This window comes from Verrucomicrobiia bacterium, assembly GCA_035577545.1.
Taxonomy (GTDB): Bacteria; Verrucomicrobiota; Verrucomicrobiia; order Palsa-1439; family Palsa-1439; genus Palsa-1439.
This window is the reverse complement of the sequence record DATLVI010000027.1, coordinates 21,433-44,955: the sequence shown is the minus strand read 5'-3', so window position 1 is coordinate 44,955 and position 23,523 is coordinate 21,433. Positions and strand designations below refer to the sequence as shown.

At 58.0% G+C, this 23,523-nt stretch carries 19 protein-coding genes; 13 read left to right on the top strand and 6 right to left on the bottom strand.

Annotated features, from left to right (window positions below):
* The first annotated feature begins 75 nt into the window (after positions 1–75).
* From VNL17_09435 to VNL17_09395, 9 genes are all read left to right on the top strand, one after another.
* Positions 76–2,391: a glycosyltransferase family 4 protein gene (locus VNL17_09435; protein HXI84295.1), complete on the top strand. Its 2,316-nt coding sequence runs from the start codon at positions 76–78 to the stop codon at positions 2,389–2,391.
* Positions 2,363–3,328: a glycosidase gene (locus VNL17_09430; GenBank protein HXI84294.1), complete on the top strand. Its 966-nt coding sequence runs from the start codon at positions 2,363–2,365 to the stop codon at positions 3,326–3,328. Before VNL17_09435 ends, VNL17_09430 begins: the two co-directional genes overlap by 29 nt.
* A gap of 145 nt (positions 3,329–3,473) precedes the next feature.
* Positions 3,474–3,887, top strand: coding sequence for a septal ring lytic transglycosylase RlpA family protein (locus VNL17_09425; GenBank protein HXI84293.1), 414 nt, complete (start codon positions 3,474–3,476; stop codon positions 3,885–3,887).
* Positions 3,888–3,970: 83 nt separating this feature from the next.
* Entirely contained in the window at positions 3,971–4,693 is a 723-nt protein-coding gene (locus VNL17_09420; protein HXI84292.1) for a hypothetical protein, read from the top strand.
* Between the two features lie 720 nt (positions 4,694–5,413).
* Complete coding sequence (locus tag VNL17_09415; GenBank protein HXI84291.1) at positions 5,414–6,019, top strand: response regulator; 606 nt, start codon at positions 5,414–5,416, stop codon at positions 6,017–6,019.
* A 207-nt stretch (positions 6,020–6,226) separates the two neighbouring features.
* Positions 6,227–6,592 carry a VOC family protein gene (locus tag VNL17_09410; GenBank protein HXI84290.1) on the top strand — a complete coding sequence of 122 codons (366 nt, stop codon included), beginning with the start codon at positions 6,227–6,229 and terminating at the stop codon, positions 6,590–6,592.
* Between the two features lie 178 nt (positions 6,593–6,770).
* The gene (locus VNL17_09405) at positions 6,771–7,343 is read left to right on the top strand and encodes a DsbA family protein (GenBank protein HXI84289.1); all 573 of its coding nucleotides are present in this window, start codon (positions 6,771–6,773) and stop codon (positions 7,341–7,343) included.
* A gap of 2 nt (positions 7,344–7,345) precedes the next feature.
* Positions 7,346–9,007, top strand: coding sequence for an FAD-dependent oxidoreductase (locus VNL17_09400; GenBank protein ID HXI84288.1), 1,662 nt, complete (start codon positions 7,346–7,348; stop codon positions 9,005–9,007).
* A gap of 2 nt (positions 9,008–9,009) precedes the next feature.
* Positions 9,010–10,410 carry an ATP-binding protein gene (locus VNL17_09395; GenBank protein ID HXI84287.1) on the top strand — a complete coding sequence of 467 codons (1,401 nt, stop codon included), beginning with the start codon at positions 9,010–9,012 and terminating at the stop codon, positions 10,408–10,410.
* Between the two features lie 28 nt (positions 10,411–10,438).
* On the opposite strand, the gene VNL17_09390 is transcribed toward VNL17_09395, so the two are convergent.
* From VNL17_09390 to VNL17_09365, 6 genes are all read right to left on the bottom strand, one after another.
* Complete coding sequence (locus VNL17_09390) at positions 10,439–11,725, bottom strand: hypothetical protein (GenBank protein ID HXI84286.1); 1,287 nt, start codon at positions 11,723–11,725, stop codon at positions 10,439–10,441.
* 161 nt (positions 11,726–11,886) lie between these two features.
* Positions 11,887–12,195, bottom strand: coding sequence for a chaperone modulator CbpM (locus VNL17_09385; protein HXI84285.1), 309 nt, complete (start codon positions 12,193–12,195; stop codon positions 11,887–11,889).
* Between the two features lie 4 nt (positions 12,196–12,199).
* Positions 12,200–13,234 (bottom strand): J domain-containing protein, encoded by a 1,035-nt coding sequence (locus VNL17_09380; protein ID HXI84284.1) that lies wholly within the window; start codon positions 13,232–13,234, stop codon positions 12,200–12,202.
* A gap of 138 nt (positions 13,235–13,372) precedes the next feature.
* Positions 13,373–14,008: a hypothetical protein gene (locus VNL17_09375; protein HXI84283.1), complete on the bottom strand. Its 636-nt coding sequence runs from the start codon at positions 14,006–14,008 to the stop codon at positions 13,373–13,375.
* 97 nt (positions 14,009–14,105) lie between these two features.
* Positions 14,106–16,025, bottom strand: coding sequence for an Amuc_1099 family pilus-like system protein (locus tag VNL17_09370; GenBank protein ID HXI84282.1), 1,920 nt, complete (start codon positions 16,023–16,025; stop codon positions 14,106–14,108).
* Positions 16,026–16,156: 131 nt separating this feature from the next.
* Positions 16,157–17,194: a LacI family DNA-binding transcriptional regulator gene (locus VNL17_09365; GenBank protein HXI84281.1), complete on the bottom strand. Its 1,038-nt coding sequence runs from the start codon at positions 17,192–17,194 to the stop codon at positions 16,157–16,159.
* A gap of 271 nt (positions 17,195–17,465) precedes the next feature.
* Between VNL17_09365 and VNL17_09360 the strand changes: the two genes are divergently transcribed.
* The 4 genes from VNL17_09360 to VNL17_09345 all read left to right on the top strand — a co-directional run bounded on the left by VNL17_09360 (position 17,466) and on the right by VNL17_09345 (position 23,277).
* Positions 17,466–18,431 (top strand): hypothetical protein, encoded by a 966-nt coding sequence (locus VNL17_09360; GenBank protein ID HXI84280.1) that lies wholly within the window; start codon positions 17,466–17,468, stop codon positions 18,429–18,431.
* Between the two features lie 49 nt (positions 18,432–18,480).
* Positions 18,481–19,923 carry a hypothetical protein gene (locus tag VNL17_09355; protein HXI84279.1) on the top strand — a complete coding sequence of 481 codons (1,443 nt, stop codon included), beginning with the start codon at positions 18,481–18,483 and terminating at the stop codon, positions 19,921–19,923.
* Between the two features lie 120 nt (positions 19,924–20,043).
* Positions 20,044–20,805: a DUF1559 domain-containing protein gene (locus VNL17_09350; GenBank protein HXI84278.1), complete on the top strand. Its 762-nt coding sequence runs from the start codon at positions 20,044–20,046 to the stop codon at positions 20,803–20,805.
* Positions 20,806–21,105: 300 nt separating this feature from the next.
* A complete protein-coding gene (locus tag VNL17_09345; protein HXI84277.1) occupies positions 21,106–23,277 on the top strand; it encodes a hypothetical protein in 2,172 nt (723 codons plus the stop codon).
* Positions 23,278–23,523: the final 246 nt, after the last annotated feature.

Genomic DNA, 23,523 nt, shown 5'->3' with positions numbered 1-23,523 from the left:
AGGCTATGCGCCCTTTGATTTTTCTGATCAACGGGCGCATAGTATTTCAGGTTCCCTCTGACTGCGGGAGGTGTGATGGAATCGGAGCGTAAGGAAACACTGGGTCGCGTAGCTGTTATCGGCGATTACCTGCCGCGCCGCTGCGGAATTGCTACATTTACCAGCGACCTCTGCGAAGCACTGGCGGCCCAATACCCCGACACGTCGTGCTTCGCGGTGCCAGTAAACGACCGTGAAGAGGGATATGACTACCCACCCCGCGTGCGCTTCGAGATGGCCGAGCGGGACCTGGAATCCTATCGTCGGGCAGCTGACTTCTTGAACATCACCAACGTCGATCTGGTTTGCCTCCAGCACGAATTCGGAATCTTTGGCGGCCCGGCGGGCAGCCATATCCTGGCATTGTTGCGCGAACTGCGCATGCCCGTCGTCACGACACTCCACACGGTGCTGCGCGAGCCTGATTCACAACAGCGTAAGGTGATGAAGGAACTGAGCGAACTTTCAGACCGTCTCGTGGTGATGAGCGAACGCGGCAGGTCATTCTTGCGGGAAACGTACGCAATCCCGGCGGAAAAGATCGATCTCATCCCGCACGGCATCCCCGACGTCGCATTCGTCGATCCCAATTTCTACAAGGACCGTTTCAACGCCGAAGGCAAGCTGGTGCTACTGACATTCGGCCTGCTATCGCCGAACAAAGGCATCGAGAATGTCATCGAGGCCCTGCCGGAGATTCTGTCGAGTCACCCGCAGGTGCTGTTCATGGTATTGGGCGCAACCCATCCGCACGTGCTGCGCGGTGAAGGAGAAGCTTACCGGCTCATGTTGCAGCGGCTGGTCCGCGAACGGGGCGTGCAGGCGAATGTCGTGTTCCACAACCGGTTCGTCACCCTGGAGGAATTGGTGGAATTCATCGGCGCCGCGGACATTTACCTCACCCCCTACCTCAACCGGGAGCAAATTGTTTCCGGCACGCTTGCCTACACGCTGGGCGCCGGCAAAGCGGTGGTTTCCACCCCGTACTGGTATGCCGAGGAATTGTTGGCCGATGGTCGCGGCTTGCTGGTGCCGTTTGGCGATCCCCGGGCCATTGCGACGGGCGTATTGCAGTTGCTGGACGATGAAGCCGAGCGTCACGCCATGCGCAAACGCGCCTATCTTTTTAGCCGTGAGATGACCTGGCCGAATGTGGCACGGGTGTATATGGAGAGTTTTCTCCGCGCCCGATCGGAACGAACCCGCGCGCCACGTCCGGCCGTCAGCGCGCGGGCGCTCGGCAAGCAGTCCGCGGATTTGCCTCCGTTGCGATTTGATCATCTGCGGCGGTTGACCGACGCAACCGGCATTTTGCAGCACGCCGTGTTCAGCGTGCCGCGGTTTTCGGACGGCTACTGCACGGACGATAATGCACGGGCGCTGATTGCGATGGTCCTACTGGAAGAAGTTGGCGGAGGTGAACTGGACCGCGTCCGAGGCCTGGCTTCCATCTATTTGGCCTTTCTCTGGTTCGCGTTCAATGCGGAGACGTCGCGGTTCCGTAATTTTCTTTCGTACCAGCGCCAGTGGTTGGAGGACTCCGGTTCCGAAGACAGCCACGGGCGCGCCTTGTGGGCGCTGGGGACCGTGCTGGGCCGGTCCGGTAAGCGAAGCCTCTGTGGCACGGCCAGCCGCTTGTTCGAGTTGGCGCTGCCGGCAATTCTGAAGACCGGCAGCCCGCGGGCGTGGGCATTTGCCCTGCTGGGCATCCACGAATACCTGAAGCGCTACACCGGTGACCGTGCCGCGCAGGGTGCGCGGGATGAGCTGGCGCAGCGGCTTCTTAACTTGTACCAGATCCATGCGACGGCCGACTGGCCATGGTTTGAAGACAGCCTGAGCTATTGCAACGCAGTGCTTCCGCACGCGATGCTCACCGCCGGCTCGACGATGCCAGACAGGAGCATTCTTGAAACCGGGCTGAATTCGCTCCGATGGCTGGCGGACGTTCAACGCGCGGAGGCGGGTCATTTCACGCCGATCGGCTCAAGCGGAGTTTACTCCCGCGGTGGCGAGCGAACGCGTTTCGACCAGCAACCCATTGAAGCCCAAGCCATGATCGTGGCCGGCCTGGAAGCTTATCGTGTCACGAGCGAGGAGCGCTGGCACCGGGAAGCAGAACGCGCTTTCGATTGGTTTCTGGGTCGCAACGACCTGCACCTGCCGCTCTACGACCCATCAACAGGCGGATGCCGGGATGGTTTGCATCCCGACCGCTTGAACCAAAACCAGGGCGCTGAATCAACGCTGTCTTTCCTATTGTCACTCCTGGAATTGCGGCTCTCGGAGCAGGCGCTGGATTCTACCAATGGAGGTAGTCATCATGAGGCAATTGCACGAACCCCTGTTTGAGCGTCATCGCGGGAACCCGTTGTTGACGGCGGCGGACTGGCCGTATCCCATCAACACTGTTTTCAATGCCGGTGCGACGCGCCTCGCGGATGGCACAACATTATTGTTATGCCGTGTCGAGGATCGTCGTGGTCACTCACACCTCTGCGCGGCCCGTTCGCGCAACGGGATCGACGCCTGGGAGATCGACCCGCAACCAACACTGGCCCCCGACGTGGAACGGCATCCCGAGGAAATCTGGGGCGTTGAAGACCCGCGGATTACGTTCGTGCCTGAATTGAAGAAGTATGCCGTTACCTATACGTCTTATTCCCGCGGCGGGCCGGGGGTTTCGCTGGCGTTAACCGAGGATTTCAAGACCTTCGAACGTTTGGGCGTCGTCATGCCTCCCGAAGACAAGGACGCCGCGTTGATGCCGCACAAGATCGGCGGCTACTGGGCGATGATTCACAGGCCGATGACCGTGTTCGGCGCGCATATCTGGATTTCGTACTCACCCGATTTGCGCCACTGGGGAAGCCACAAAATGATCCTGCAAGCGCGGCGCGGTGGCTGGTGGGACGCCAACAAGATCGGCCTCTCGCCGCCCCCCATTGAGACGTCCAAGGGGTGGCTCATGATCTATCACGGCGTGCGTCAAACGCCGAGCGGATCCTTGTATCGGCTGGGGCTGGCACTATTCGACCGGGAAACCCCCGAACGCTGCCTCCGCCGGGGCGACATGTGGATCTTTGGTCCCGAGGAACCCTACGAGCGTGAGGGCGACGTCGGCAATGTGGTCTTCCCGTGTGGCTTTACGATTGGGACGGATGGCGACACCGTAAACCTCTACTACGGTGCGGCTGATACGTGTGTGGCTCTGGCGACGGGAAGCATTCGCCGGCTGCTCGACTGGCTGGAGCGCACCGGCCAGCCCAGCCCCGTAAATCTTGGCTAGTAGCGGTAAGGGTACGGGTAGGATTCTGACCTAGGCTGCATTCGGGTGTGGTCGGATGGCGTTGCGACTTCAAACTGATTATTATCACCACGTTCTTTGGAACGGATTGGACAGATAGGGAGAACAGCTTCGTCAAGGAGGTGCCATGATGAATGTGAGTTGCCCAGCAGAAGATCAAGTTCGAACGTTCGGTGTCACGTCGCGCAGGCTATTCACGACGGCAAGGTCGGGACTTATTGCGTTCTTTATCGTCCTTTGTTTGAACTGTCACGCGGCTGACCGGGCTTCGTGGTATGGGGAAGAGAGTCGCGGCCTGCCGATGGCCAATGGCCAACGGTTCAATCCGGACAACCTCACCGCTGCGTCGTGGTTTTTTGATCTCGGCACGAAGGTGGTGGTTATATATGAAAACCGAAGTGTGGTTGTGGAAATCACGGATCGTGGCCCGGCGAAACGCCTGTTGCAAGCGGGCCGCCGAATCGACCTGAGTCGCGCGGCATTCGCGAAGCTGGCCGACCCGGATGTTGGCCTCATTGACGTGACCGTGAGAAGGCAATGAGAGTCTCTTAGAATAACATGTGTCAGGTGAGATCGCAGGATGCAGAAACGAACTAACAAGAGTTGTTCCATAAGGATGGGGCCGTGAAGAGCCTAATAGCAAACGGGTTTCCGGATGAGTGCGGTTATGAGGCGTCCCGGCCCTTGCCGGCTGCGGAAGTGTTTCAAACTTCTTCGATGATGGATTCGGAAACCCCTTTGGGTCATCGAATCGTCAAACAACTGCACGGGATTGCGGCCAGATTGACAGGTGACCTCGATCTGCAGAAGGACCTGATGCAGGAAATGTGCATCCACCTTGTTCAGGTTGAGGCGAACCGGCCCGGGCAGACAGTTAGTTGGTATCTCCAGGGTTGTCACTTTCGTGCCCGCAGTTACCTCGACCGCGGTCGCAGCATTGATTCGATCAAGCGCGGTAATAACCTTGTGTTGATGGATCGCGGCGACAACGACGGCAACAGCGATCTCAATGTCTGTCCGGATGCTTGTGATCCGAATGATCTGCTCAGCGAACTGATCGCACGGGACATCGTTGACCTGCTGGTCCCGCAACTGACAGACACGGAGCGGCAGATTCTGTTCCTACTGATGGAAGGCTTCGGCGTTTGTGAGATTGCGCGGGAATTGTGTGTTAGCCATCCCGTGGTCATCAAACACCGCAGGAGGATCGCCCATACCACATCCGTTCTTCTCGCGGATTCCGCCGGCATCGGTTCCCGCGGCGCTTCCGACGGTCATTCCGTGTTCTCACAAACTGGCTGCGACAAGTCCGTCGGAATTAGATTCCCGAGATCTTGTATCAAGTAGTAATCAAGGGATGCCGCGGCCAGTTGATCGGCGTCGTTCCACAACGGATTTCCATACCTCTCGATAACCGGCCCCTACCTTCGCGGATGCTCCCGGACCACGAACGTATGCTGCCTCCATGGCTCCGGAGAGTTCAGGTTCACTGTCACACGCATACTGTCCCGTAGAACAAACCTCGGTGGCGGCTGCGGGCCGGAAACCCAGACGACGCCATCGAACCACCAGTAGACATCGGACACAGGATAGTAATAGACCTCCACATCAGGGTAGTAGTAGTAGGCATAAGGGGCCGGAACCGGGCTGGGGGGCGGATACTGAGCAGGAGGTTGGCCAGGGGCCTGGGCTGCCTGTGGAGGAGGTGGCGGCGGGGTTTCATGTTTTCCGCAACCAGTACCGAGCCCTGCAATACCCACGGCAATGCCGACCAGACATGGGCCGAGTCGTCGATTCATATTGCACCCCTTTCGAACTCAACCTAGTCCATCGCTGGCTCCTGCACAATTCGATGAGATTCCTAGTCTTGCCTAGTACGAAATCCTACCAGGCCTATCAGTCAGCTTTATTCCTCCCCCGCACTTGTGATCATGGTCAGTGGGAAACGATTCACGACTCGCGAAAGATTCTGGTTCCGTTCTGACTATCCTGTCGGTGCAAGAGGCGGCAATAACACATACCGGCGCGACATTTGCGCACACAAAATGCTTTATCCTTCAATTCAAGATGGCATTTACCGACGTACTTGTCGTTGAAGACGATCCGGTATCGCGGCGAATCTTGAGCCGGGATCTGTCCCGGCTCTTGTATACCGTCTCGGAGGCGTGTGATGGAGCCGAGGCGTGGTCGATTTTTCAATCCAAACCGTTTCAAATTATCGTGAGTGATTGGATGATGCCGCAAATGGACGGATTGGAATTGTGCCACCGTATTCGTGGACGCGACGACGGCAACTACACCTACTTCATCATGCTCACCGTCCGACGAGAGAACGAGGATTATCGCGAGGCCATGGCATCCGGGGTGGACGACTTCCTGACCAAACCCGTCGACCGCGAAGAATTGATGATTCGCTTGCGTGTGGCGAAACGGGTTATCCAGTTTGCGACGCAAGTGCGAGAATTGAAAACGCTGCTGCCAATTTGCGTTCATTGCAAAAAGATCCGCAGCGATGATGATTACTGGGAGAAGTTTGAGACGTATATTCATCAAGAAACCGGTACCGATTTCAGTCACGGAGTTTGCCCTGAGTGCTACGAGAGGATCGCCAAGCCGGAAATGGAAGCTTCTCTCGACCGCATGGGCCATGACGTACGACACCGGGCGCCCTAATCCGTCCACCGCCGCTACGCACCGCTTCCCCTTTCTCGCCGACGTATTACCCATCTCTGACCGGTGTCTTGATGTTTTTGTGGGCCGCGCCTCCTGACTTGCGCGGGCGAGAAGTCAGTGCATATTGTCGCAGGCGTTTCCGGTCATCCGTCGTATAGGGGGAACGGAACAGGAACTAGAACGGATCACGGAAGGGGAGGCGGTATCATGGCGAACATTGTATGGTTTGAAATCGGAGCGGACAATGTCGAGCGCGCGAAGAAGTTTTACGGGTCGTTGTTCGGCTGGAAAATCGAGAAGATGCCGGGAGACATGGAGTACTGGCATCTGGACACGGGCGGCAGCGATGACACGCCCGATGGTGGAATCATGAAGCGCAAGGAGCCGCAACAGGGGATCACCAACTACATTGGCGTGCCGTCGGTGGACGAGTTCGCGGCGAAAGTCCAGAAACTCGGCGGCAAAATCTGTATGCCCAAGACAGCGGTGCCGCAGATGGGGTACTTCGCGATCTGTCAGGACACGGAGAACAACGCGTTCGGCCTCTGGCAGATGGACAGAGACGCGAAGTAGGGGGCCCGGATAGCCGGGGTCAACTGATCATTCGAGATAGGTTGCGGTTGCAATCAGGTTGAGTTGCCGGTGGACCGCTACGCCGCGGGACGGAGGACGGCGAAACAAATTCTGAATTGCGCGCATCGCACTCCAAGGTAATGATAGAGCCAGGCGTTAACGAGAGGACACCCGGACCATGAATATTTCAGCGAACGCAACGCTCACTGTTCCCGTCGGGAAGCGCGATCATATTCAAGGTCCATCGTCTGCCGCCGTGACGCTGGTGGAGTATGCTGACTACCAGTGCCCATTCTGCGGCAATGTCCACCCGATCATCAAGCAGCTTCAAAAGCATTTTGGCGATCGGTTACGATTTGTCTTCCGCAATTTTCCACAGGCCAGGATCCACGCCTACGCCCAGCGCGCGGCGGAGGCCGCCGAAGCCGCGGGCGCCCAGGGTAAATTCTGGGAGATGCACGATTATTTGTTCGAGCATCCGGGGGCGCTCGACGCCGAGAATCTGGTGCGGGCTGCCGTCGCGCTCGGCCTGGACAAGGTGAAATTCGACCGCGAGGTTGCCGAGCGCGTTTATGCCAGCCGGGTGCAGCAGGATATTCAGAGCGGGACTGACAGCGGGGTGGGCGGCACGCCGACGATCTTCATCAACAGCGTGCGCAATGATGGCGACGACGATTTCGAAACATTGAAGGCAAGTATCGAAGAAGCGATCCTGCTCGGCAAGGCATCGAAAGGGAAGCGGCGTTCCTGATTATGGCGAAGCCAGTGATATGGACAGTCGATGACGACCCGGACGTGCTGCGGGCCGTGGAGCGGGATTTGCGGCGGCAGTATGGAAATCGGTACCGCGTCATGGCCGCTGACTCCGGCGCGGGGGCGCTGGAGTCGGTGAAGCAGTTGAAGTTGCGCAACGATCCGGTCGCCCTGTTCCTGGTTGACCAGCGGATGCCGCGCATGTCGGGTGTGGAGTTCCTGGAGGCGGCGCTGGAATTTTATCCCGAAGCCAAGCGCGCTCTGCTCACCGCTTACGCGGACACCGACGCGGCGATTCGCGCCATCAACTCGGTGAAGATCGATCATTACCTGATGAAGCCGTGGGATCCGCCTGAGGAGCGGCTTTACGGGGTTGTGGACGATCTGCTGGACGATTGGCAGGCAGGATTCCGTCCGCCGTTTGAAGGAATTCGTATAGTCGGCCACCGCTGGTCGCCCCATTTCAACCAGATCCGGGATTTTCTCGCGAGGAACTCGATCCCGTATCAGTTGTTGGACGCGGAGACGGACGAGACGGCCCGGCAATTGATGGAGAGTAGTGGCGCCGATGGCAAACAACTGCCACTGGTTGTCTTTTCAGACGGCACACATCTCTCTGACCCGACGTCGGCGGTGGTTGCCGAGAAGCTGGGGTTGAAGACCAAAGCGGAGTTGCCATTTTATGATTTGGTCATTGTCGGAGGCGGCCCGGCCGGCCTGGCGGCAGCGGTGTATGGAGCCGCGGACGGATTGAGAACGATACTTATTGAACGGGAAGCGCCCGGTGGACAGGCGGGACGGAGTTCCCGAATCGAAAACTACCTCGGTTTCCCGACCGGGCTCAGTGGGTTCGACCTGGCCCGACGCGCGGTCAGCCAGGCCCGGCGGTTCGGCGTGGAGATTCTCTCGCCGCAAGAAGTGACCGGAGTCCGGGTGGATGGGCCGTCACGGTTTGTCACGCTGGGCAACGGCACGGAGATCGGCTGTCGCGCGCTGTTGATTGCGACGGGCATTGCCTTTCGCAAAGTGGACGTGCCGGGCGTGGAGGAGTTGAATGGTGCGGGGGTTTACTACTACGCGCCGATGACCGAGGCGTTGTCCTACAAGAATGAGGATGTGTACATTGTCGGCGGGGCGAATTCGGCGGGGCAGGCGGCGATGTATTTTTCGAAATATGCGCGAAGCGTCACAATGTTGGTGCGCGGCGATTCTCTCTCGGCGAACATGTCGCAGTACCTGGAAGACCAGATTGGCGCGACGAAGAACATCGTCGTGAAACTGAACACGAGCGTCATGGAGGTTAAGGGCACGGGGCGCTGTGAAACGATTACACTCATGAATAACAAGACGTGCGCGCAGGAAACCGTCCCCGCGAGCGCTCTTTTGTTCTATGTGGGCGCGGTTCCGTACACCGATTGGTTGGGCGGTATGGTCGAGCGGGACGCGCAGGGGTATATCTATTCGGGGGGGCATTTCTTGAAGGAACGAAAGCGGCCGAGCGGCTGGGTGCCGGACCGCGATCCGTTTATCCTTGAAACCAGTGTGCCGGGGATTTTCGTGGCCGGTGACGTGCGCCATGCTTCCACCAAGGGCGTCACCTCCGGTGTGGGCGAAGGCGCCATGGCCGTCAAGCTCATCCACCAGTATCTCAGCACGGTGTAATTATGGACCCATTGACCCTTAAAGAATTGCAGGCGATCCCGCTCTTCTCCGACCTATCGGCGGAACAAACAAGCTGCTTCGAACCGGGGGAGATTATCGAATTCGAAGTCGGCAAGGTGTTGGCGACCGAGGGCGAGCCGCTCAATTCTTTCTACGTGCTGTTGGAAGGCGAATTGCGGGTCAGCCGGAACTATGACAACCAGGCGATCCTGATGGGCGTGACCAAGCCCGGAATGTTCCTTGGCGAAATATCGCTGCTGCTGGACAGTCCCAATCTCGCGACCGTGCGTACCCTGAAGCCCAGCCGGTTGTTTCGGCTGGGCAAGAACGATTTCTGGCGGATGTTGAGCGTGTGCCCGTCGGTCGCGAGCCAGATCTTCCGCACGATGGCGACGCGGGTGAAGAACGTGGAAGGTTATTCCATGCAACGCGAGAAGCTGGCGTCCCTCGGCACGATGGCCGCGGGTCTTGCCCACGAGCTGAACAACCCGGCGACAGCGGCGCGCCGGTCGTCAGCGAATCTGCGGGAGGTTGTGGACAATCTGCAGTCGTTCGCGTGCGAACTGCATGAATCCTTGAAGCCCGAACATTGGCAGCCGCTCGTCGATGCTTCGCAGGACGCCATCGCCCGACTGGCGAAATCCACACCGCTGGATTCGGTGACCCGCAGCGACCGAGAAGAAGAAGTTGCCACCTGGCTGGAGCAACATGGCGTGGCCGATGGGTGGAAGTTTTCACCCGCATTTGTGGGCGCCGGTCTGGACGCGAAAGAACTGGCGGCCCTCGCTGAGAAGCTTCCCGCCGAAGCCTTGCCGTACGCCTTCGGTTGGTTGGAAGCGAGCCTGTCGCTGAATTCGTTGCTGAACGAAATCGACGGGAGCACGGCGCGCATCGCCGAGTTGGTCAAGGCTGTGAAATCCTATTCCTACATGGACCAATCGCCCATGCAGGAGATTGACGTGCACGAGGGCATCGAGAACACGTTGACGATGCTCGGCCACAAACTCAAGAACATCACCGTCACCCGCAAGTTCGATCGCGCGATTCCACGCATCATGGCGCACGGCGGCGAGTTGAACCAGGTGTGGACCAATCTCCTCGACAACGCCGTTGACGCGGTCAAAGGAACGGGGAAAATCTGTGTCGCCACGTTCTTGGATGTTGACCAGGTGGTGGTGGAGATTGCTGACAATGGCAGTGGCATTCCGCCCGAAGTGCAGTCGCACATCTTCGAGCCGTTCTATACCACCAAGGGCGTCGGGTCAGGCACGGGTCTGGGCCTGGTAATCAGCAGTCGCATCGTGGCCAACCGGCACGGCGGTGAAATCGAATTCGAATCCGTGCCCGGAGACACCCGTTTCAAAGTGCGCCTTCCGATCAAGCACGCTCCGCAATCGGGTTGATGGTACTTACGCGGCAAACCGCAATCGGTCATTCTTTCAGGACCACATCGGTCTCCACATCGGAAGTGAGAGTGTCGTTCGACGGATTGGTGTCCGGGTTGCCGTCGATTGCGCCGTGATTGACGTGCGCCGTGTAAGCGAAATCCTCGGCCCCCTTGGCGGGAGCCGGCACGCAGCCCGCCGGGTCGTAGGTGACGTTGAAGAAGACGTTGAGTTTGCCGTTCGGCTTGATCGTCTTGGGTTTGTTGGGAGAACCCTGGATCAAATCCGCCGTCGGCGGCGTGCAACCGCTGTTCGGGATGTTGGACAACGTGACGCTGACAAGGTCGGCCAACTGCGCCAAGTTCGTGAACGTCTCGCTGTGCGGGCTGAGATTCTGGATCTGGACCTTGACTCGCTTGGTCAGGGCCGGCTTGCCGGCCTTGAGATTGATGTTCTTGATCGGATGGACGCTGATGACGGCGAGGTCGTGAACCGGGATGTCGCCGGTGAGCGCAAACGTGGCGTTAAACGCCGGGGGCGCGCCCACTATATCGGTGGCTACGCGGAGCCAGTCGGGATCCAGTTGGGCATTCCTGATCCACTCCTGAAGATCGCCCACGAACGGGGTTCCCGGCGAGACGATCGGTTTGGGGGCAGAAAGCCACAGGAAATGATCGGCGGCATTGGTCAGCAAGACCTGCGGCACGAAGAAATAATGGTTGGTGGGCAGGTCAAAGGGCGACGTGAGCGTGACATCGACCCGGATTTCTTGGCCGGTGACCGGGCCTTCCCCCATGGTTGTCTGGTTCGTGAGCGGGAAGATGCCAATATCGACGCTGTTGGAAGCGACGAAGCTGGGATTGAGCAACGTCACGGTGAAGGTCAATTCGGCCGACGTTGAATCCTTGCTTGCGAAGGCGACGTCGGAGGGAGAGTTGGCCCGCGTGGGGACATTGCTTGTTCGATTGATATCCGAATCTTGCGGGAACACGCGATAGATCTCGACGACCACCTTGGAAACATCATTACTGACGTCCACCCCGAGTGGCACGAGTCCCGTGAACGAAGCGGAAGTGATCTGGACTTCATTTGTCAGGATGAAATCATCGGCGGATTCCGTTTCCTGGTCCAGGCCGTTCGTGGGTCCGGGTCGCGTCGCGGTGGCCATTAGACCATCGGGATTACCAGTGGAGAACGAAAAGGTGGCCGCTGAGGTTTGAGGGGCCAGGAGCAGGAGGGCACATAAGCTTAAAGCCAAGGGAACTACGAGGGATCGGACACCCGCGGGAATGAACTGTGACGTTGTGAACATGTTATTGAGTCTGGATTTCATAACCTTGTCCCTTTCGTATTACTGAATACTGGTTTTCAGTTATGGCGATAGTTTTTGTGGAAAAAACAGCCATCTGACTCAAGACCTCGCCCGAACGCCAGATTGTTAAACCTCGGGAGACGAGGGAGTCAACTTAATTCTTCGCGAAGCCGGGCCGTTTCCTAGCGGAGGTCTTCAATCTGTTGCAGCAATTCCAGGATGACGGCGACGCCGTTGATATTGACGCCGAGTTCGCTGCGGAGTCGCTGGATTCGGCGGAGGAGGCGCAGGGAGCCATCGTCAAACCGCCATTCGCGTTCATCCCGATCGTCCAGAGGGTCGAGCAACCCGCGCCGGACATACTGGGAAACAAGAGCGGGATGCACGTCGGCCAGGCGAGCCAGCGTGTCCAGGTCGTAAACCGTGTCACGGGAAGGGTAGTGGACGTGGAGTCGGACGATAGTGAGCTGGGTCGTGGTGGATCCATTCATGAGGTTATCCTTTCCGATCAGCAGTCGATTCGCGACGGAGTTGTTCCCACAAGGTGCGTTCGCGTTCGCCAACGTGTTCGGGCACCTGGATGTGCAGGACGACGAACAGGTCGCCACGTCCGCCACCTCGTTGCGGGATGCCTTTTCCACGGAGTCGGAAGCGCTGGTTGTTTCGCGCGCCAGCGGGGACCTTCAGATTCGCCTGACCATCGAGCAGCGGCACGGGGACGGTTGTGCCCAGGACGGCGTCCCAGGGCGCGATATTCAGATCATAAAACAGATCGCCATCCTCGACCCGGTAGCGAGGGTGTTTCGCGAAGCGGAGACGCAGAAACAGGTCCCCGGACTGTCCATCACCCGCTCGCTCGCCCTGTCCGCCCAATCGGAGGAGTTGACCTTCGTAAACGCCGGCGGGGATTTTCACCTGATAGGTTTCCGTGCGCTCGGTCTGGCCCCTGCCTTTACATTTGGGACAAATCTTTTTGTTGACCTGGCCGGTTCCGCCACACTGGTCGCACGGGACGAGCCGCCGAAGGGAAACGGAGCGGGTTGAACCACGCAGGGCTTCCTCCATCGTCACCATGAGGTCGGCTTCGACATCGCGTCCGCGTTGGGAGAACGCCTCGTCGTCGAAGCCGCCGCGATGCGCAGACCCAACTCCTCCACCGTGCATGCCGAAGAAGTTCTCAAAGAAGTCGCTGAAACCGGTCCCATCGAAATGAAATTCGAAACCGCCTTCCGCACCCGCGCCCGGAGTCCGTCCACCGAACTGCTCCTGCCAGTTCGGCGGCGGACGGAATTCTTCACCTTGCTTCCAATTCGCGCCCAACGCGTCGTACTTCTTGCGCTTTTCGGGATCGCTTAGGACTTCGTTGGCTTCGTTGAGTTCCTTGAACCGCTCCTCGGCGTTCGTCTTGTCCTTGGCGACGTCGGGATGGTACTTCAGGGCGAGCTTGCGGAAAGCGCGGCGAATCTCCTCTTGGGTTGCCGTGCGCGGCACACCCAGAATCTCGTAGTAGTCCTTGAACTCGACTGGCATAGGGTTTCAATCTATCCAAGAATCTGCGCGAAGTAAAATTCCGCACGAACCGATTTCGACGCAACCGTCGCGATTATAATATATCATTTGAGTGGAATTTTGCGCACGCAAGAGGTCTGCCGCTCCGACGAAGACGAACTACACCCGCTTGCGTTTGAGGAGGGGGCAGAGCAGCAGCGCGCCGGCGGCGGCCAGCAGAAGCGAGGAAGGTTCCGGCACCAACTCGAACGTGAAATTGTCCATGGCAAAACCGGCGTCTACAATGCCACCAAAGGCCGACAGGCCGCCAGAGGAAATAAAGTAAAGGCGGTTGATATCCGAATAGTTAAAGGTGAACAAACTTGGGTTGGTCGCACCGGGTACGACCGTTGTATCGTACAGCAAGTTGGCGCCATTAAATCCCTGGACTTTGATATTCAGGTTGCTGTTCCAACCGCCGGTGAAGTACGCACTCAGAAAATTAAAATTCGTGCTGGGTGAATCGATCTCTGAGGAACCATTGTAGCCTAGAATGGCTACGTTAGAGGCTGACACGACTCCGTAATAATAACCGTTCGTGATATGAAAGGGAGCATTGCTGGGACTCAGAATGCCATTGCCGACTGCGCAATTGGTCCACACCAACCCGTGGTAGTTGTTCGCAAGAAATACTCCAGTACCGTTGTTTAAGGGGATATCGTCGAAGGTGATGACGGTTTGCGAACGCGTGGAAATGGCAGAGAAAGTGAGCAGCGTGAGGACAGAAAGCGGCAATAGGAATAACTTCGTTTTCATTACGTCTTCAGTCTCCAGAGAGAAGAGTAGTGAAGCAATGCTGTAAGTCGAAACAATTCGGGTAGACTGCTTTGATTTTTACATTCCCTTTACACAATCAAGGCAGCAACCGCACGCGGTAGAAGAGGGCCGGGGCGTTGGTGGCGATGGGGATTTGCAGGTTGTTGCCGGTGCCGGCCACGTTCTGGGTCAGGGTGGTCCAATTGGGCGGAGACAGGCTGCTTGCGGTGTCGATCGCGTAGGATTTGTCCAAGGCTGTCGAGAAAGTTATGAGGGTGTTCGTTCCCGTAACGCTGAGGGCGACGATTTTGGGAGCGCTGGCAGGATCGGCCGGGTCGGTGCCGGCCAGATACTCCTGAAGATTCGAGAAGCCATCGCCGTCGTCGTCCCTCGCGGCGTCCGAGGGATCGTTCGGGTTGAGCCCGTGGGCGAGTTCCCACGCATCGGGCATTCCGTCGCGATCGGTGTCGTTGGGGATGAACTCGAAACGGTCCATAATGATCTCGGCTTCCTGTCCGTTTGCCGGGGAGTTCGTCCACCCATTGATGAGCCACAAATTCCAGTCGACATTCTCGTCGCAACTGGGGGGCACATCGCGCGTGAAAGTCCACTGCGCGATGCTGCGGGTGTCAGGCGTGACTGCCGCCGAAACGCTGTCCCACCAGACGGACCCGCTGATGCCCGCCTGGCCGACGTGCAACAACTGGACGCGGACGGCCGTTGTCCCGGCAGGCGCGGTGGAGGTCACCTGGAAATACTGCCATGCATCCTGTTGGGTCGTGGGATCGAAATGTTGCGATTCGTTCACCTGCAGTTGGTTATTGCCGGCATCGAGGAAGATCAATTGAGCGACCCCGTATCCGCCAGTCTGCGTCATCGGGTCGCCGGACCAATTGAACGCGAACCCCGTGGTTCGCCAGGTCTGGCCGGGGCTTGCGCTGAGGTTTTGGAATGCGCCCGAGGAGCCCGGAGTAGCGTTGAACGGGCCGAACATTTTCAGGGAATACGCGCCGGCCAGGGCAATAAGCGGGGAGCCGATATCATTGGTGGAAGTGCGGAAGACGGAGCCGAATTGCGTCCAGTTGCTGGCGGTCGACCCGGTCCCCAGCTCGAAGCCCGGGTTGAGCAACGCGTTGGGCGGGACTGCGACAACTGCCGTCATTCCTGTGGTGCAGAGGAAGTTGATCGCATTGGTTTGCCAGTTCATGGAGGGGATGGAATTGGTCGCGAACGGCGGAATGCGATAGCGCACGAGCTGGCCGGGCAGGTAATACGGTTGTCGGACAAACTGCGCGTCCTGATAATCGCCGGGGTAACTCCAGCGGCCACCTTCGAAGTCCATCTCGCGGTTCGTGTAGGCCGGCTGATCACTCCACGTAAAAAGGCCGAGCACAAGATGGGGGTCGAGCGCATCCACCGGCGAAGCAATGTGATAAGCGTACGTGCCATAACCCAGGGTCCGTTGCAGGACAATTTCAGCGCATTGCCAGAGACCGGCGACATGGGTGATGCGCAGGTGCAATCGGACCTGCGCGTCGATGGAAACATTGTTGGTGCTGTCGGAGAAATAATTCGGGCCGGGTCCGACCGGGGAGGTGCTGGCCTTGACCCGCCAATCGAAACCGGACCAGTGAAAGCCGCGCGTGGCCGGGTCGAGGCGCGTGACGAGAGTATTGGCGATCGCCGGCTGCGTGACCGCATCTGGAATGCAAAAGACGTTGGTAACACAAGGTTGATTGAAGTTGGCCGGCACCACGTACGCGGCGATCTGCGTCGCGTCCTGATCGCTGCCACCGGTGGTGATATCGGCTGTCCACGTTCCATCCGGCTGGATGGTGGTCAACGGCGCACCACAGGTGGGCTTGGTAAACCAGCCCGCGCCATTGACATTGATAAAGACGGCCACGCGATAATTCGCCGGATTGACGCCGTGGACGATTCCCTGGAGGTTGTTGAAGGATCCGTACGGGGGCACCGAGGTGAAGACGATGCTGGACGCGGCGAGCACAGTGGTCATGCCAGCAGGCGTAACAATGGTGCCCGCAAAACAGGCCCAAGCCAACCGAACTCGGAAGGCACTACGTAGAGCCATATCAATCACCCATCCGTGCCACGTTGCCCAGCGCTGCGGCTTGTGAGATGGTTACGCTACGGCGGTGGCGCGACTGATTGGCGGTTCACGACTTCCACCGGGAAAACACGGTGTTCGATACCAGCCCCATTGGATGGGTTCCGCAAATGCGTGGCCAATAATTCGACCGCTGCGCGTCCCATTTCCGCAGTGGGTTGACGCACCGTCGTCAGGGCCGGCGTAACTCGCGGCGCCCAGCGTGAATCATCAAATCCCACTACGGACACTTCCTGGGGGCAATCAATCTTCTCCTTCGCCAGCGCATCCAAAACGCCGAACGCGATCTCATCGTCCCCGCAGATAACGGCTGAAGGACGCTCGGAACACGATTTCAGTTGTTCCCAGCCCTGGACCCCACCCTCGGTCGTAAAGGTTACATGAACAACGGCGCGGGGATCGAGAGGCACGTTGTACTCTTTCAATGCCTTGACGAATCCCTGTTCCCGCTCCCAGGCATCGCGAACGCTTGTCGGACCGTTGATCAAGGCCAGGCGACGATGGCCCAGTTCCAGAAGGCGGACGGTTACGTCGTGGGAGGCCAGCAAATTGTTGACGCCGACGGTGCTGACATGGACCTCCGATAGATCGACATGCGCCGGGAGACTGCCTCCCATGACAACGATTGGCCGCGCCAGATCTTCCAGTTTGACGAGCTGGCGGACGGACAGTGGTTTTGCCATGTAAAAAATCGCCCCGGCACCGATCGCTACCCGGCGCATTTCTTCGAGGATATCGACATCGTTCGGGTCGACAAGGGCCACGCGGGTCTCGGTCTCCCACTCGCGGGACGCCGCCACCACGCCCGATAGAACGGCACCGTAAAACTCGCTGACGAAAGCACCTGTTTCAAACGGCAGCAGCGCTGTTATCAAATGGACTTTTGGTTTGCGCATCAACTGGGCGGCCGGATGCGGCACATAGTTGACCTGGCGAGCCGTCTCACGAATCTTGGCCCGCAAGTCGGGTGCAACTTTGTCGCTGGTGTCTTTGCCGAGCGCCCGCGACACGGTGGAAATAGAAACGTTAAGTTTCTCCGCGATGTCCTTGAGTCTCATGGTTCCAAGCTCTTTCATTGGGCTCCGATGGCAGTTAGTATTACTGATGCAACAAACGATTGCAAGCATAACTTTCAGTTTGCAGTAGATGATTTGCAGATACACGGACACACTATGAACCCCTGCAGGATATGATGCAGGAGAGACCATAGCATGATATCAAAAAGAGGAAATTTGCGATTGATGTTGACACTTTTCCAGCGCTGTGCAATCATTTGCATACACGGGATAGGTAAGAATCACAGGAACCAAACGGGAAGGAATGGAACGTATGGAGAAGCGCATTATGGCAAACGTTTGCCGCTGCTGTGTGATAATCATCGCATTTTCTTTCGCTGCACTAGCAGCCCACGCACAACAACTCACCAACCCAGGTTTTGAAACGACGGGGACAAATTACACGTTCCCAGATGCAGGGGACGGTGCTTTCCCCATCATCTCGAACACTTTCGCCGCTGGTTGGACGCCGAACGGGGGTGCATTTGCCGCTCGGACGTCAACCAATAGTCCACAGCAGGGCACTTACGAGGATGCATCGACCGGCTATGACTTCATGGGCGTCAACCAATCAGGATCCACGAACACTGCCCGTTCGGGCGGAGCCTCTCTGCGTACCTTCGGCCCATTCCCCAACGTCTGCTGCGTCGGCTCCGGGGCCAGCCAGCTTCTCTCCAGTAACGCGGTGCCGGCGGTCAGTAACAATACGATCTGGGTGGTGAGCGGGTACGGGTTCAACTGGTCGGGCGATCCAATGCAGGACTTTGGTATAGGCGTGGTAGGGTTTGGACTAATTCAGATTGCCTTTTACGATGTCACGAATGCCCTCATTGGCGCGGCAATCGATGGCCCGCATCTCGATACGGGCACCGTCCAGAACGCTTGGATAAGCTGCTCGGTGACGGGAACTGCGCCGCCGGGAACGGTTTCGGTCGGGGCGTGGGCGCTGCATGTCGGGATGAGCGGAGCCTTGGGTTCGATGTTTTGGGACGACATGTCGATTACGAATACCGGCACGGCCCTTCCGCCGCCGCCGATTGTGACGAACCTGGTCGATGCCGCTATTGTAGGGGGGAATCAGGCTTGCTGGCCCACGGTGGTCAACGCGTCCTATCAACCCCAGTTCAGTGATGACAACGTGTCGTGGACGAGCATCGGAACGCTGCTACCAGGCGACGGCAATACGAATTGCGTGTTCGGTTTCAAGCACAAGTTCTATCGTGTAATACAATCACAATAAGAGAATTCGGGACGAGATGATGATGCAAGCAGAAGGGAGATCAATAGGTATGGAGAAGCGCGCCAGTACGATCATTTGCCGCCTGGGTGTCGTGTTCAGTGTACTTGTGTTGACTGCGTTTGCAGCCCACGCAAATTTGCTGTCGAACCCGGGTTTCGAAACAGGAACCACCAACATTCCCGATAGCTGGGTCGTGTTCAATGACGGCTTCCGCACGGGAACCAATGACTCCAATTTCGGCATTACGGCCCATAGCGGTGCGTATTCGCTCAAGACATTCGGGCCATTCGGACCCACCCTTGACGCATCAGGCGCTTATCAAAGTTTTTCCGCCAGCGCCGGTCAATCGTGGCGGTTGACGGGCTATGCGCTGAACTGGCAAAACGATCTATTATCAGGTGCGGATGCGTATGGCGTCGCGTCACTCGTTTTCCTGGATAGCACCGGCGGAACCGGCAACGTCCTCCAGGTATCTTCGACACCGCATCTTGGCCAGGATGTACCGTTTCCAATCGACACCTGGCAGTTCATTGAAGTGGACGGAGTCGCCCCTGCCGGCACTGCCACGGTGCGTGCCCAGGTGGCCCATGTGGGACAAGCCGGCCAAGGCGGCTCAGTCTGGTGGGACGACATGAATCTGTATCAGCCTACAGGTGTGAACAGCACGAATTCAGTGACAGTTTCGGCAGCCGTTCAGGTTTCCTGGCCGACGCAGCCGCTGACCAACAGCGTCCACTACCAGATCCAGACCCACACCAACCTGGTGGAGGGAAATTTGCCTCCGCAAAACACACCGAACTTCCTGTTGAATGCCAGCTTTGATGCGAATGCCGTGAGCAACGCGGCCAATAATAACACGGTCCCCGCATGGACTACAGCAAATGGCGGTCAGAAGCAGGTCTCGTCGTCCCCGAATCCCACTCACAGCGGTCTCGGCGCGTTGCGGCTGTTCGATAGCACCACGGCCGTTCCCGTGGTATTCCAAGGCCAGATGGGCAGCACGAACCCCATCGCCGTGTCGCCCGGACAGGTTTGGGACTTCACTGGGTATGCGTATGTCTCATCGACGGATTTCCCCATACCCAGTGGCAATAACACGTTCGGCTTGCTGAAGTTCATCTGGCAGAACGCCAGCGGTACCCTCCTGCAACCGGTGAATCCAGACACCAATGCGATCGGCGGGATCGTAACGGGTGGCAACGCCGGTATCGAATCAGCGCATGTTACCTTCAGCAGTCCCCGGGATTCGTGGCTGTTCCTCCACGCCCGCGCTACCGCGCCGCCAAACGCGGCATTCATCCAGGTTTTGGAAATCGTGGTCGGGTTCAGTCCGGGCGGTGCGGTGCGGTTCGACGATGTTGATTTGACAACAAACCTTGTGAGTCACGCGTGGAAGAGTTTCGGCCCGGTCATCCCGGGAGACGGGCTAACAAATTCGACATTCGATGTGGTCAAGGACCCGAACAGGTTCTATCGGGTCACCACCCAGTAATCCACGGAATCGGGTGATAATTGTTTGATGGATGGCGGTCGGGTATGGCCCGGCGGGATCCGGTGTCGGAAGGAAATGATGGACCAGATCAAAAATTCGGAGCAGCAAAGGAGAAGAATCGTGAGATCGCATGGCAGGAATGGAGTTGCGGCGGCGTTCACCTTGATTGAATTGTTGGTGGTCATCGCGATCATCGGGATTCTCGCGGCGATGCTATTGCCCGCATTGAACAAGGCCCGCGCCAAGGCCAAGACTGCGCTCTGTGTATCCAACCTGAAACAAATTGGCGTTGCCGTTGTCTTGTATGCCGATGACAACGATAGCTGCCTTCCGCCCGGGTACGTTGCCCCCGGGATTTCGGATTGGCATCTGCTCATTGGACCGTACCTGGCGAAAAGCCAGACGACCTATGCCGGCGCTGATAACAAGAGCGCAGTGTTTCTCTGCCCGTCGGCTGTGCTAACGCCACCGGCAGGCACGACAGTATCACTAACCTACACTGCCCATCGGGCGATGTTTTGGTGTGAGCCGAATCCATGCACCATGTCTGGTGGTATTAAAATCCCGTACTACAAGCTGTCCCAATGCAATCGCCCCAGTGAAGTGGTTATGGTTTTTGATGGCACACAACAATCCATTAACTTTTCCGGCACATACGATGCCCAAGCCTGTTCGGATCAACTCGTTGACTCTACCATCGCTTACCCCGGTCTAGCACCCGATAAATTCGAGCCTACCGGGTTAAACGTTGATGGTGTCCAGGGCCTGATTCGGTGGCGCCACTACAGCAACAACGGCGCGAACTTTCTTTTCGTGGACGGGCATGTAGAGTCGATGCTCGGCGGCCAACTCTTGCGCCGCAACCTCTATTTCGATCAGTAACGGATCGTTTTCCATTTGAGCCGAGTGACGATTGCAGGGCGCAGTCGTGTTGAATAAGAGTTGAGTAAGAAACAAAAATCGCTCTCGTTCACGACCGGATGAATCTACCGACGACTGCGCCCTGTTTTTTCCTTCCAAGAAGCCAGCTTGCAAACTATTTCGCGGCCCGTGAAGTGCCACCATTGCGGCTGCACTTCCGACTGTTTCAAGGCGCCTTGTTATCCAACGGAAAGCTGGTCAATCCGCTCGGGAGGGAATAACAATGACATTCGTGCATCGCAACAACGAGGCTACCCCCCAGTGAAAAAGAAATTGGTACAATCCCGAAATAATGCCACGGTCGATTCGCTTCTTCGATCCGACGCGGAAGTTTTCTTCATCAGCGCGCTGATTCTCTTCTTGGAACTCGCGCTGATTCGCTGGATCGGCACGGAGATCCGCATCTTTGCGTATCTGGGCAATCTCACCCTGATCATGTGTTTCTTTGGCATCGGTTGGGGGTGTTATCGGGCGGCGAAACCCGTGAAGCCGGTGGTCATGGCCGCCAGTCTATTGTTCCTCGCCACACTGGTGGCCAATCCGTTGCGCAGTGAAGCGCTGAGCTTTTCCAAAATATCGTTTCTACTCAGCGACTTTGAGGACTCGACTGTCTGGCAGGATGTACAAGGGAGCGCGGACTACGCGACGGGCATCTTTTTCATTGGAATCCTTATTGTCGTGTTGACCCTCACCTTTGCGCCACTGGGACAGATACTGGGCCGGGCGATGCAACGCGCCCCGCGCATCATCCGGGCCTATTCGGTGAATGTCGCAGGTAGCCTCGCCGGAGTTTGGCTCTTTAACAGCTTGAGCTGGGCCTGCACAACGCCAACCGTCTGGATACTGGTGGCGGCAGGGCTGCTGGCAGCCGTCCTTCTCGCCGGACAGGCGCGCACATTGTTGCCGGTAGTTTTGGTGATTGTGAGCGCCGGGGTCGTGTGGTGGGGCGATTTGTCCTCTGATCTGATCATCTGGTCGCCCTATCAAAAGCTTGTGGTATCTCCGTTCTGGACGACCGGATGGAATCCGGTGCAATGGGGCTATCTTTTGCAGGCGAATGGAACGGTACACCAGACTCTCCTCGATCTCTCTGACCGTTTCGTCACGAATCATCCGGGACTCTTCGAACAAGAGCCCTTCGAACGCAATGTCTATAGTGTCCCCTTCAGCTTCAAGCCGAATGCGCACCGCGTCCTGATTGTCGGCGCCGGTGCAGGCAATAACGCAGCCGCAGCGCTGCGCCACGGTACGGTGCAAGTCGACTGCGTGGAAATCGATCCACAGATCTACGCCGTGGGCCAGCGAATCCATCCTGAACAGCCGTATAGCTCTCCCCGAGTGCGGGTGACGGTCGATGATGCGCGCGCTTTCTTCAAGCACGCCAACGGACCGTATGATTTAATTTGGTACGGATGGCTCGATGCCCACACGCTCAGCTCCTCCTATAACAACATGCGGTTGGACCACTATGTGTACACGCTGGAAAGTTTCCGCGAGGCCAGAAAGCTTTTGGCACCGGACGGCCTGATGGTGGTCAATTTCCCGGTCCAGCGCACGTGGATGGTGGACCGTTTGTTCAACCTGCTGCGGCAGACGTTTGGGCACGACCCGTTCGCTTATTGTGACACAGCCATCGCCGCCCAGCTCAAACGAGTTCCAACGGCCACCCTCGTCATCGGCGAACCACCGGTAACCACGCAGACAGTCGAAAGCCCCGCGCTTCGCGACTACCTCGCGTCCTGGCAGTGGCATCCCACCGGCAACACCCGTGCTCCGACCGACGACTGGCCGTACTTGTACCTGAGGCAGCCGGGGATCCCGAAACTGCACCTGATCGTTTCGACCGCGATTTTGGTGGCCGTGCTGGTGGCAGGGAGACGCGCTCTCGGAGTGGTCAGCGGATCGGACAGGCATTTCTTCGCGCTGGGAGCCGCGTTTCTCCTGCTCGAAGTCCAAACCGTCAGCCGCGCAACGTTGCTGTTCGGGATGACATGGATTGTCAACGCCATCGTCATCTCCGCGGTGCTCGTGATGATCCTGTTGTCCAACCTCGTGGCGTGGCGCTGGCCACGCATTCCACAAGCCGTGATCATCGCCGCACTCGCGCTCACCCTTGCCGGTCTGGCATCGGTGCCGCTGGACTGGTTCAATGCGTTGACGGGAGTGGCCAAACTGCTCGCCGCCAGCGCGTTTCTGACCGCGCCCGTGTTCTTCGCCGGTCTCATCTTCATCCGCTCCTTCGCCCAGTGCGAAGACAAATCCCGCGCGCTCGGCTCCAATCTCATTGGCGCGCTGGTTGGAGGTCTGCTGGAGTCGCTGTCATTCGTCACCGGCATCCGCGCCCTCATCCTTCTCGTCGGTCTGTTTTATCTAATCGCGATCCTGCGCCGCCCGATGGCCGGTCCGACATCGAGCATCGCTGCGGCTGAGTAAGTGACACCGGCAAAAAGTTTAGAAGCTCGCGGAAATGTCCGATTAGATCTTCTGGGTTCATACTGCCGTTCAGATAAAACGTTGCCGCGTGAACACCATCTCCTATGCAGACTGCATTGCTTCAGACCAGGCAATGGGCCTTTTTACCAGAACCGCGCCAGACACGCCGTAATCGGGCAATTGACCCACAACAAGACCTGTGCCGCCACAGCGCACAGTTGGCCACAACCAGACGACTGGAAAAGC

What these genes read in the sequence shown, in the direction of transcription:
- VNL17_09435 (HXI84295.1), top strand. Translation starts at nt 76, where the DNA reads ATGGAATCGGAGCGTAAGGAAACACTGGGTCGCGTAGCTGTTATCGGC.
- VNL17_09430 (HXI84294.1), top strand. Translation starts at nt 2,363, where the DNA reads ATGAGGCAATTGCACGAACCCCTGTTTGAGCGTCATCGCGGGAACCCG.
- VNL17_09425 (HXI84293.1), top strand. Translation starts at nt 3,474, where the DNA reads ATGATGAATGTGAGTTGCCCAGCAGAAGATCAAGTTCGAACGTTCGGT.
- VNL17_09415 (HXI84291.1), top strand. Translation starts at nt 5,414, where the DNA reads ATGGCATTTACCGACGTACTTGTCGTTGAAGACGATCCGGTATCGCGG.
- VNL17_09410 (HXI84290.1), top strand. Translation starts at nt 6,227, where the DNA reads ATGGCGAACATTGTATGGTTTGAAATCGGAGCGGACAATGTCGAGCGC.
- VNL17_09405 (HXI84289.1), top strand. Translation starts at nt 6,771, where the DNA reads ATGAATATTTCAGCGAACGCAACGCTCACTGTTCCCGTCGGGAAGCGC.
- VNL17_09400 (HXI84288.1), top strand. Translation starts at nt 7,346, where the DNA reads ATGGCGAAGCCAGTGATATGGACAGTCGATGACGACCCGGACGTGCTG.
- VNL17_09395 (HXI84287.1), top strand. Translation starts at nt 9,010, where the DNA reads ATGGACCCATTGACCCTTAAAGAATTGCAGGCGATCCCGCTCTTCTCC.
- VNL17_09390 (HXI84286.1), bottom strand. Translation starts at nt 11,725, where the DNA reads ATGAAATCCAGACTCAATAACATGTTCACAACGTCACAGTTCATTCCC.
- VNL17_09385 (HXI84285.1), bottom strand. Translation starts at nt 12,195, where the DNA reads ATGAATGGATCCACCACGACCCAGCTCACTATCGTCCGACTCCACGTC.
- VNL17_09380 (HXI84284.1), bottom strand. Translation starts at nt 13,234, where the DNA reads ATGCCAGTCGAGTTCAAGGACTACTACGAGATTCTGGGTGTGCCGCGC.
- VNL17_09375 (HXI84283.1), bottom strand. Translation starts at nt 14,008, where the DNA reads ATGAAAACGAAGTTATTCCTATTGCCGCTTTCTGTCCTCACGCTGCTC.
- VNL17_09370 (HXI84282.1), bottom strand. Translation starts at nt 16,025, where the DNA reads ATGACCACTGTGCTCGCCGCGTCCAGCATCGTCTTCACCTCGGTGCCC.
- VNL17_09365 (HXI84281.1), bottom strand. Translation starts at nt 17,194, where the DNA reads ATGAGACTCAAGGACATCGCGGAGAAACTTAACGTTTCTATTTCCACC.
- VNL17_09360 (HXI84280.1), top strand. Translation starts at nt 17,466, where the DNA reads ATGGAGAAGCGCATTATGGCAAACGTTTGCCGCTGCTGTGTGATAATC.
- VNL17_09355 (HXI84279.1), top strand. Translation starts at nt 18,481, where the DNA reads ATGGAGAAGCGCGCCAGTACGATCATTTGCCGCCTGGGTGTCGTGTTC.